This is a genomic window from Mycobacterium parascrofulaceum ATCC BAA-614 (assembly GCF_000164135.1).
Lineage (GTDB): Bacteria > Actinomycetota > Actinomycetes > Mycobacteriales > Mycobacteriaceae > Mycobacterium > Mycobacterium parascrofulaceum.
In genome coordinates, this window is record NZ_GG770553.1 from 1,410,859 (window position 1) to 1,419,059 (window position 8,201).

An 8,201-nucleotide genomic window follows, 5' to 3' on the forward strand; every position below is an offset into this window, starting at 1 on the left:
GCCGACGGCGCGGCGGCGGCGCAGCCGCCGGCCCCGCAGCTGCCCGGCCACCACGGCGGCGCCCAGGATGCACAGCGCCAGCCCGCACAGCGTCACGTCGAAGGTGCTGGTGATCTGCTGGGCGAGGTTGTTCCCGTAGACCGGGTGCTGCGCCGGGGAATTGGGAGAGTCCGCGAACCGCGGCGCCAGCACCACGCCCACGACGACGCGGGCGACGCTCAGCGTGGCGACGAGCCCGCACACCGTCGAGATCACCCGCGGGGAGCGCGCGGCGTGGCCCAGGTTGATCCGCAGCCAGGCCGCTAGGAGCGCGGTGGCCAGGTCGAACGCGGCCAGCACCACGGTGTCGTACCGGGAGAACGGGTAGTTCAGGCTCACGGCGACGAACAGGTCCGTCATCCGCATCAGCATCGAGCCGACACCCCAGACCGCGATGAGTAGCAAGCCGATTCGGGCCGCCGCCCGCCAGGCGCTCTCCTCCGCGCCGGTGGTGTTGCGGTGGCCGAACAGGGTGCGCGGCGCGACCATCGCCGCGGCCGCCGCCCACGCCAGGTAACCCTCGAACCCGACGCCGGCGGTCGACGTGTTCTGCGCGATGCCGTGGAACGCGTCGATGTCGCGGCCCAGGGGCAGGCTCCACACCAGGATTCCGGCGGCCAGCGTCGACGCGCCGAGCGCGACGGTGGCCAGCCGGGCGGCCCGGGCGTCGCGCAGCAACCACCGGCCGGCGACCAGCACGGCGACCAACGCCACCACCCCGTACACCACCGCCGTCACGATCACGGCGACGTTCTGCTTGCCGAACTCGGCGGCGCCGCCGGCGTTTTGCAGCGCGTAGCGCACCCGCCAGTACAGGTTGAACCCGAAGCTCAGCACGGCCAGCGCCATCGACGCGACGCCGACGAGCCGGGCGGACCTCAGCCAGCCCGTGTGCGCGTCGCCTTCGGGAACGGGTCCCGAGCGGGCGCCGGCGGCCACCGCTTGCGCGCTCAGCATGCAGCCGGCGATCCCCACCCACGCGCCGGGCCCCACCCCGCCCGGCACGTTCACCGTGCCACCGAACCGGACGGTTTCGAACGCGTCGAACCCGACGAAGGCCAGCACCAGCAGCGCGTAGGGGACGTTGAGCCAGAGCCGGACCCGGCCGGCCGTCGCGGGGTTGAACCGGGCGCCGCCCGACCTCCAGGAGCCGGCCACCGCGACGGCGAGCAGGGACAGCGCGGTGACCGCGATCAGCACCGTGAACAGGGCCGGTCGGCTGCCGGGGATCCCGACGCCGAAGTACAGATTCCACGGCAGGAACACCGCGACGACGAGCAGCGCGACGGCAATCAGGTCGCTGACGACGTGCCTGCGCCGCGCCGGATCCCCCGTTGCGCCCGGGGCGCCCGGGGCTGGCCGGATGATGCGGGTGGTTTGCTGCGCCTGCCCGGGTTCGATGGGGCCGGTAGGCGTTTCGTCACTGCTCTGGCTCACCATGCCCCCCGAAAGTCACGCGGCGGGTGAATACCCGGCCGAGGCGGCCGCACTGCTCGCTTGCGAACATATTCTCCGTTCGGACGCCGTGGCAGAATCCCCGGCGAACGTCCTGTCGTTCGAGAAGCTGGTTACGCTGCGGTGTAGGCAAACCTTGTCGCCCGAATAACGGATACTGCCAACGGTATCGCAAGTGTAATGAGGCCTGGACATTGCTGGTCGTGGGGTGGCCGGCCGAAGGAGAACCGGGATGGACGTCGTGTTGGGGGTCGCGGTCACGGGCCCGGTCGCCCGCTTGGCGCTGGTCGGGCCGGGCGCGCGGGGGGCCGACGTGATCGACCAATCCGTCGTCGACCTTCAGGACAACCCGGTCGGGAAGCTCACCGAAACGGTCGTCGGCACCAACCGGTTGCTGGCCGACGAGAACCACCGGCTGGTCGGCACCCGCGTGTGCTGGAACGACGATTTGCGGGCCGGACAGCTGCGGCAGGCGCTGGAGACTTCCGGGGTGTCGAACGTCGCGGTGCTCCCGGAGTCGCAGGCGGTTGCCGCCCTGATGCGCGCGGCCGGCCGGCCGGGCGCCGCGCTGGTGATGGACGGCGCGACGGCGACCCTGTCGGTGCCCGGTTCGGCCGACGACCAGAACGCGCCGCCGACCGTACTGGCCGGCGAGCCGCTGGCCGGGGGAGACGCGACCGCGACGTTCAACACGATGATGGCCCAGCTCGGCGCGCGGCCGGACGCCCCGGGCGACGTGTACCTGGTGGGCGCCTCTCCCGAGCTGGCCCAGGTCGCCGACCAGCTCCGCGAGGCGTCGACCATGCGGGTCGAGGTCGCCGCCGACCCCGCCTTCGCGGTCGCCCGCGGCGCCGCGATCGCCGCCGCCCCGGCGACCGTCCTGGCGGCCGGGGACGCGACGGCGCTGGCGCCGGCCGTGGGGCTTACCGGTGACGAGACGGCGATGGCCCCGGCCGGGCTCACCGGTGACGAGACGACGGTCGTGCCGCCGCCCGACGCGCAGGAGCCGCAGCTGGCGTACTCGATGGCCGACGATGCGGAGCCGTTCGCGGGCGGCGAGTACGGGCCCGGGTTCGACGAATACGACGACGCCGACGGGACCGAGGCCATCCCGTCGCGGCTCAGCCGCCGATCCCTGGTGGTCGGCAACGCCGTGATCGCCTTCGCGGTCATCGGATTCGCGTCACTGGCCGCCGCGATCGCGATCGCCGTCCGCCCCACCGCGAGCCAGCAGCCCGTGGTGGGGCACCAGAACGCGGCTCCCGGCAAGTTCATGCCGCTGCTGCCGACGCAGCAGCAGGCCCCCGTGCCCCCGCCGCCGGTCGACCAGCCCAACGCGGGATTCCAGGGCGGTACTGTCCCGGCCCCCACCGCCATTCCGCAGGTGCCGCCCGCCGGGGGCGGCACCGCTCCCGTTCCCGCCGCGCCGGGTGCGCCGGGCTTCGTGCCCAACCCCAATCCCGGTGTGCCCGTTCCCATTCCGGTCATCGTTCCGTTCCCGGGCTGGCAGCCGGGCTACCCGCGGCCGCCGTACAACCCGCCCTACACGCCGCCGTCCACGACGACCATCACGCCGCCGACCACCACCGTGCCGACGACCACCGTGCCGACCACCACCGTGCCGACCACCACCGTGCCGACCACCACTTCGCCGCCGACGACGACGGAAACCGCGCCGACCACGACGTATACCCCACCGACGACCACCGAGACCGCGCCCACCACCACGTACTCGCCGCCGACGACCACCGAGGCCGCGCCGACCACGACGTACACCCCGCCGACCACGCACGAGCAACCGGCCACCACGTACTCGCCCCCGCCGACGCACACGCAGACCCAGACGCAACAGACCGTGCCGCAGACGCACACCCAGCAGCCGGTGGTGCCGCAGCAACCGCACACCGGCGGCGGCCATAACGGGTTCTGACGCCGCGATGCCCGACGCCGTCACGGTGGTGCTGCCCTGCCTCGACGAGGAGGAGTCGCTGCCGGCCGTGCTGGCGGCCATCCCGGCCGGCTACCGGGCCTTGGTCGTGGACAACAACAGCACCGACGGCACCGCCGCGGTCGCGCGCCTGCACGGCGCCCGGGTGGTCGCCGAGCCGCGGCCCGGGTACGGCTCGGCGGTGCACGCGGGCGTGGTCGCGGCCACCACGCCGATCGTCGCGGTCATCGACGCCGACGGCTCGATGGACGCCGGCGACCTGCCGCGGCTGGTCGCCGCGCTCGGGCAGGGCGCCGATCTGGTGACCGGGCGGCGCCGGCCGGTGCCCGGGCTGCACTGGCCGTGGGTCGCGCGGATCGGCACCGTGGTGATGAGCTGGCGGCTGCGCACCCGGCACGGGTTGCCGGTGCACGACATCGCACCGATGCGGGTGGCGCGCCGCGACGCGCTGCTGGACCTGGGCGTCACCGACCGGCGCTCGGGTTATCCGCTGGAGCTGCTGGTGCGCGCCGCCGCCGCCGGCTGGCGCGTGGTCGAACTCGACGTCAGCTACGGTCCCCGGACCGGCGGCAAGTCGAAGGTCAGCGGTTCGCTGCGGGGCAGCATCACCGCGATCCTCGACTTCTGGAAGGTGATCTCGTGACACTGCCGGTGACGCTGCTGGTGGTCGCCAAGGCGCCCGAGCCGGGGCTGGCCAAGACCCGCCTCGCGGCGACGGTCGGGGACGTCGTGGCCGCCGAGATCGCCGCGGCCGCGCTCCTGGACACGCTGGACGCCGTGGCCGCCGCGCCGGTGGCCAACCGGGTGGTGGCCATGACCGGCGCGCTGGACGCCGCCGCCGGCGCCGACGAGATCCGGGACCGGCTGCGGTCTTTCACGGTGATCCCCCAGCGCGGTGACGACTTCGCCGACCGGCTCGCCAATGCCCACGCCGACGCCTCCGACGGGCATCCGGTGGTGCAGATCGGGATGGACACGCCCCAGGTGACCGCCGCATTGCTGGCCGACTGCGCGCGCGGGCTGCGGGAGGCGCCGGCCGTGCTGGGGCCGGCCGTCGACGGCGGCTGGTGGGTGCTTGGCCTACGGAGCCCGGCGGCGGCCGAATGCCTGCGCACCGTCCCGATGTCCCGGCCGGACACCGGACTGCTGACGTATCGGGCGTTGCAGGACATGGGAATTGCCGTGCGCGCGGCGCCTCAGCTGGCCGACTTCGACATCGTCGACGACGTGGCCGCGGTGCGCGCGGCGTGCGGCCCCGCCAGTCGTTTCGCGAAGCTCACCCTCGCGGCCGGCTTGTGACGCTTCGTCCGCCCGGGGGCTACTTCGACGCGGCGTCGACCAGCGACGGTTCGGCCGCCGGCGGGCTGAGCGGCGCGGCGGACTTGCCGGCGAAAGGGCGGCGCACGTACATGGTCCACGTGATGAGCGCCGCGGCGACATAGAGCGCCAGGAACAGCGCGAACGCCGCCGAGTCGGAACCCGTGCTCTGGTAGGACTGCCGCAGCGCGAGGTTGACGGCGACGCCGCCGAACGCCCCTGCCGCGGCGGCGAATCCGATCAACGCTCCCGACATGTTGCGCGACCAATGCCGGCGCTCGGCTTCGGCGACGTCCAGCGTGTGGCTGCGGGCCTCGATCACCGCCGGAATCAGCTTGAACACCGACCCTTTTCCGAGACCGGCCAGCAGGAACAGGACCAGCAGGCAGACGATGTAGCCGGCCATGGTGGCGGCGCTGGTCGGGCCGGGGCTGTGGTCGGCGTGGGTGGCGACGGCGGTCAGCACCGCGGTCGCGACGACCATGCTCACGAAGACGGCCAGGGTGACGCGGTTGCCCCCGAAGCGGTCGGCCAGCCTGCCGCCGTAGATCCGGGACAGCGATCCGAGCAGGGGCCCGATGAACGCGAGCTCGGCGGCGTGCAGCGACGCCTGCGCGGCGCCCTGCCCGCTGGCGATGAAGTTGATCTGCAGCACCTGGGCGAACGCGAAGGAGAACCCGATGAAGGTCCCGAACGTGCCGACGTATAGCAGCGCGAGCACCCAGGTGTCGCGCACGAACATCACCGACCGCATCGTGGCGACCTCGATGCCGTGCTCCAGGTTGTCCATGAACAGTGCCGCCGCGATCGCGACCACGGCTAGCAGCACCAGGTAGACCGCGCACACCCAATAGGGCTGGCGGTCGCCCGCGACGGCGATCACCAACAACCCGACCACCTGGACGGTCGCCACACCCAGGTTGCCGATCCCGGCGCTGAGCCCCAGCGCCGAGCCCTTGAGCCGGTGCGGGTAGAAGGCGTTGACGTTGGCCAGCGAGGCGGCGTAGTTCGCACCGCCGCAGCCGGTCAGTGCCGCGCACACCGCGTACGTCCACAGCGGCAGGCCCGGATTGGCCAGCAGCACGATGGTGCCGCCGGTGGGGATCAGCAGTACCGCCGCGGAGAACGTCGTCCAGTTGCGGCCGCCGAAGGTGGCGATGCCCAGCGTGTAGGGGATGCGCAGGCACGCCCCGCTCAGCGTGGCGATGGCGCCGAGCAGCAGCTTGTCGGCCGGCGAAAAGCCGTACACCGATGCGGGCATGAACAGGACCATCACCGACCAGAGCGCCCAGATAGAGAAGGCGACGTGGTCGGCCGCCATCATGCACAGCAGGTTGCGCCGCGCGATCCTTTTGTTGCCGGCCTCCCAGGCGACGACGTCCTCTGGATTCCAGTCGACGATCCGGTGCGCGCGGCCCATTAAACCCCCTAATCAACAGTTGCCGACGTCGACGGTAGACCGGGGAGTCGTTCCTACGGTTCGCGAAAGCTGTGAGTAACCGGTGAATCCGGACCGGTCCGTTTACCAGTTCGTGACGATGATGGTGTTCAGCAACAGGGCGCCGGCGGCGTTGAGCGCCAGCCACACCCGGTGCGACCGGACGGGGAGCAGCGCGGGCGCGGCGGTCAGCCAGACGGTGAACGGCAGCCAGATCCGCTCTACCTCGGCCTTGCTCAGCATGCTCAGATCCGCGCAGGCGATGGCGGCCAGCACTGCCAGCAGCACCAGGTGAAACCCGGAGCGGCGCCGGACGGCCGCCCGGTCGAACACCCGGCTGACGCCGGCGACGCTGCCCAGTCCGATCGCGCACACCACGCATGCCAGGTTGGCCCAGCTCCAGTACTGGAACGGCCGGTTCTTGGCGATGCCCTGCCAATAGCGTTGCTGCACAAGGGTGTAGCCGTCGAACCAGTAGAAGCCCGCGACCGCGAACGCCGAAGCCACCGCCACCGCGGCCAGGGCCGCCGGGCCGAGCGCCCGCAGCGCCGTGCGCCAGCCGGCGGCCGACGCCAGCACCGCCACCGCCGGCAGCCCCATCAACATCAGGCCGTAGTTGCAGAAGACGCCCCAGCCCAGCAGCAGCCCCGCCGCGGCGGCCGTCAACGCGGGGAACCGGACTCCTCGGTGCACCGCGACCGCCAGCAGGGCGATGCCCCACGCCGCGACCCCGGCGAAGTAGCCGTCGGCGGAGACCGCAACCCAGATCGCCGTCGGCGCCACCGCCACGAACGGCGCGGCGCGGCGAGCGGTCTGCTCGTCGGCCAGCGCGCGCACGGCGATCAGCACCGCGGCGGCCGCGCTGGATCCGGCCAGCAGGCACAGCAGGCCGGCCCAGGCGCCCCCGTGCAGGCCGATCCGGTCCAGCCAGACGAACGTCAGCAACGCCCCGGGCGGATGGCCCGAGACGTGGGTGGTCCAGGAGCTCGGCTGATAGTCGACGATCCGGCCCGCGAACGTGCGCACCGTGGCCGGGATGTCGGTGACGCCCGGCACCTCGGACAGGTACTCGTCCTTGGTGGTCAGCCGGCCGGCGAAACCGCGCTGCCAGCCGTCGATCATCGCCAGCGCGAACGCCCAGCCGCACGCGGTGGCCCAGGTGCCCAGCGTCAGCACCCGCCACGCAAGGCGTTGCGCCAGAATCGACCCCCACACCACCGCGGCGATCGCGATCGCGATGGCGGGCCCGGTGCCCCAGCTGGCGTGGATTTCCCAGGCGCCGAAGATCGGTGCGGCCCCGGCGTGCGTGCCGAAGCGCTCCTCGCCCACGTCGGTCCGCGGCCGGACGCCCAGGTGCAGCCGCGGCAACACGAACGCGGCCCCCACCAGCACCGCCCCGGCCGCGACGGCCAACCACTCGCGACGTGCCACCCTCACGGTCGACCAGCCTATTGATCGCCCGAACCGGCGAAGCGGCGCATCAGCGCCATCCGGTCCACCTTGCCGATGCCGCGCCGCGGCAGCGCGTCGAGAAGATGCAACTCGCGCGGCGCGGCGGTGGCGTCCAGGGTGCGCGCCACGTGGGCGCGCAGCGCGTCCAGCGTCGGCGCCGAACAGCCCTCGGCCACCACGATCGCGGCCACCACCCGCTGTCCCAGCCGGTCGTCGGCGAGTCCGAAGACCGCGCAGTCCCCGACCGCGGGATGGGTGCCGAGCGCGGCCTCGACCAGCTGCGGCAGCACGGTCAACCCGCCGGTGCTGATCGCGTCGTCGGCGCGGCCCAGCACGGTCAGCACGCCCGCCTCGTCGACGGCGCCGAGATCGTCGGTGCGGAACCAGCCGGGCTCGGCGAACGGGTCGGGGTCCACGGGGTTGCGGTAGCCCTTGGCCAGGGTCGCGCCCCCGAGGACGATGCGCCCGTCGGCCGCCACCCGGACCCGGACGCCGTCCAGCGGCACGCCGTCGTACACGCAGCCGCCCGCCGTCTCGCTCATGCCGTAGGTG

7 protein-coding genes are annotated in these 8,201 nt (G+C 73.0%); 3 read left to right on the forward strand and 4 right to left on the reverse strand.

Translation table 11 applies throughout. From position 1 onward, the window contains the following. Positions 1-1,479 (reverse strand): DUF7937 domain-containing protein (locus tag HMPREF0591_RS06650; RefSeq protein ID WP_007167695.1); only part of this gene is annotated, 1,479 nt, incomplete at its 3' end. A gap of 247 nt (positions 1,480-1,726) precedes the next feature. On the opposite strand from HMPREF0591_RS06650, the gene HMPREF0591_RS06655 reads away from it, so the two are divergent. The 3 genes from HMPREF0591_RS06655 to HMPREF0591_RS06665 are packed head-to-tail and all read left to right on the forward strand — an operon-like array spanning position 1,727 to position 4,741. After that, complete coding sequence (locus tag HMPREF0591_RS06655; RefSeq protein ID WP_007167696.1) at positions 1,727-3,424, forward strand: DUF7159 family protein; 1,698 nt, start codon at positions 1,727-1,729, stop codon at positions 3,422-3,424. Positions 3,425-3,431: 7 nt separating this feature from the next. Further along, entirely contained in the window at positions 3,432-4,085 is a 654-nt protein-coding gene (locus tag HMPREF0591_RS06660) for a glycosyltransferase family 2 protein (protein WP_007167697.1), read from the forward strand. Beyond that, entirely contained in the window at positions 4,082-4,741 is a 660-nt protein-coding gene (locus HMPREF0591_RS06665; protein ID WP_007167698.1) for a TIGR04282 family arsenosugar biosynthesis glycosyltransferase, read from the forward strand. Before HMPREF0591_RS06660 ends, HMPREF0591_RS06665 begins: the two co-directional genes overlap by 4 nt. A 19-nt stretch (positions 4,742-4,760) precedes the next feature. On the opposite strand, the gene HMPREF0591_RS06670 is transcribed toward HMPREF0591_RS06665, so the two are convergent. From HMPREF0591_RS06670 to HMPREF0591_RS06680, 3 genes are all read right to left on the reverse strand, one after another. Next, a complete protein-coding gene (locus HMPREF0591_RS06670) occupies positions 4,761-6,179 on the reverse strand; it encodes an MFS transporter (protein ID WP_007167699.1) in 1,419 nt (472 codons plus the stop codon). A 102-nt stretch (positions 6,180-6,281) separates the two neighbouring features. After that, the gene (locus HMPREF0591_RS06675) at positions 6,282-7,634 is read right to left on the reverse strand and encodes a hypothetical protein (RefSeq protein WP_040621293.1); all 1,353 of its coding nucleotides are present in this window, start codon (positions 7,632-7,634) and stop codon (positions 6,282-6,284) included. An 11-nt stretch (positions 7,635-7,645) separates the two neighbouring features. Continuing rightward, positions 7,646-8,201, reverse strand: a 556-nt coding sequence (locus HMPREF0591_RS06680; RefSeq protein ID WP_007167701.1) for an AMP-binding enzyme, incomplete at its 5' end; no start/stop codon positions are given.

What these genes read in the sequence shown, in the direction of transcription:
- HMPREF0591_RS06655 (WP_007167696.1), top strand. Translation starts at nt 1,727, where the DNA reads ATGGACGTCGTGTTGGGGGTCGCGGTCACGGGCCCGGTCGCCCGCTTG.
- HMPREF0591_RS06660 (WP_007167697.1), top strand. Translation starts at nt 3,432, where the DNA reads ATGCCCGACGCCGTCACGGTGGTGCTGCCCTGCCTCGACGAGGAGGAG.
- HMPREF0591_RS06670 (WP_007167699.1), bottom strand. Translation starts at nt 6,179, where the DNA reads ATGGGCCGCGCGCACCGGATCGTCGACTGGAATCCAGAGGACGTCGTC.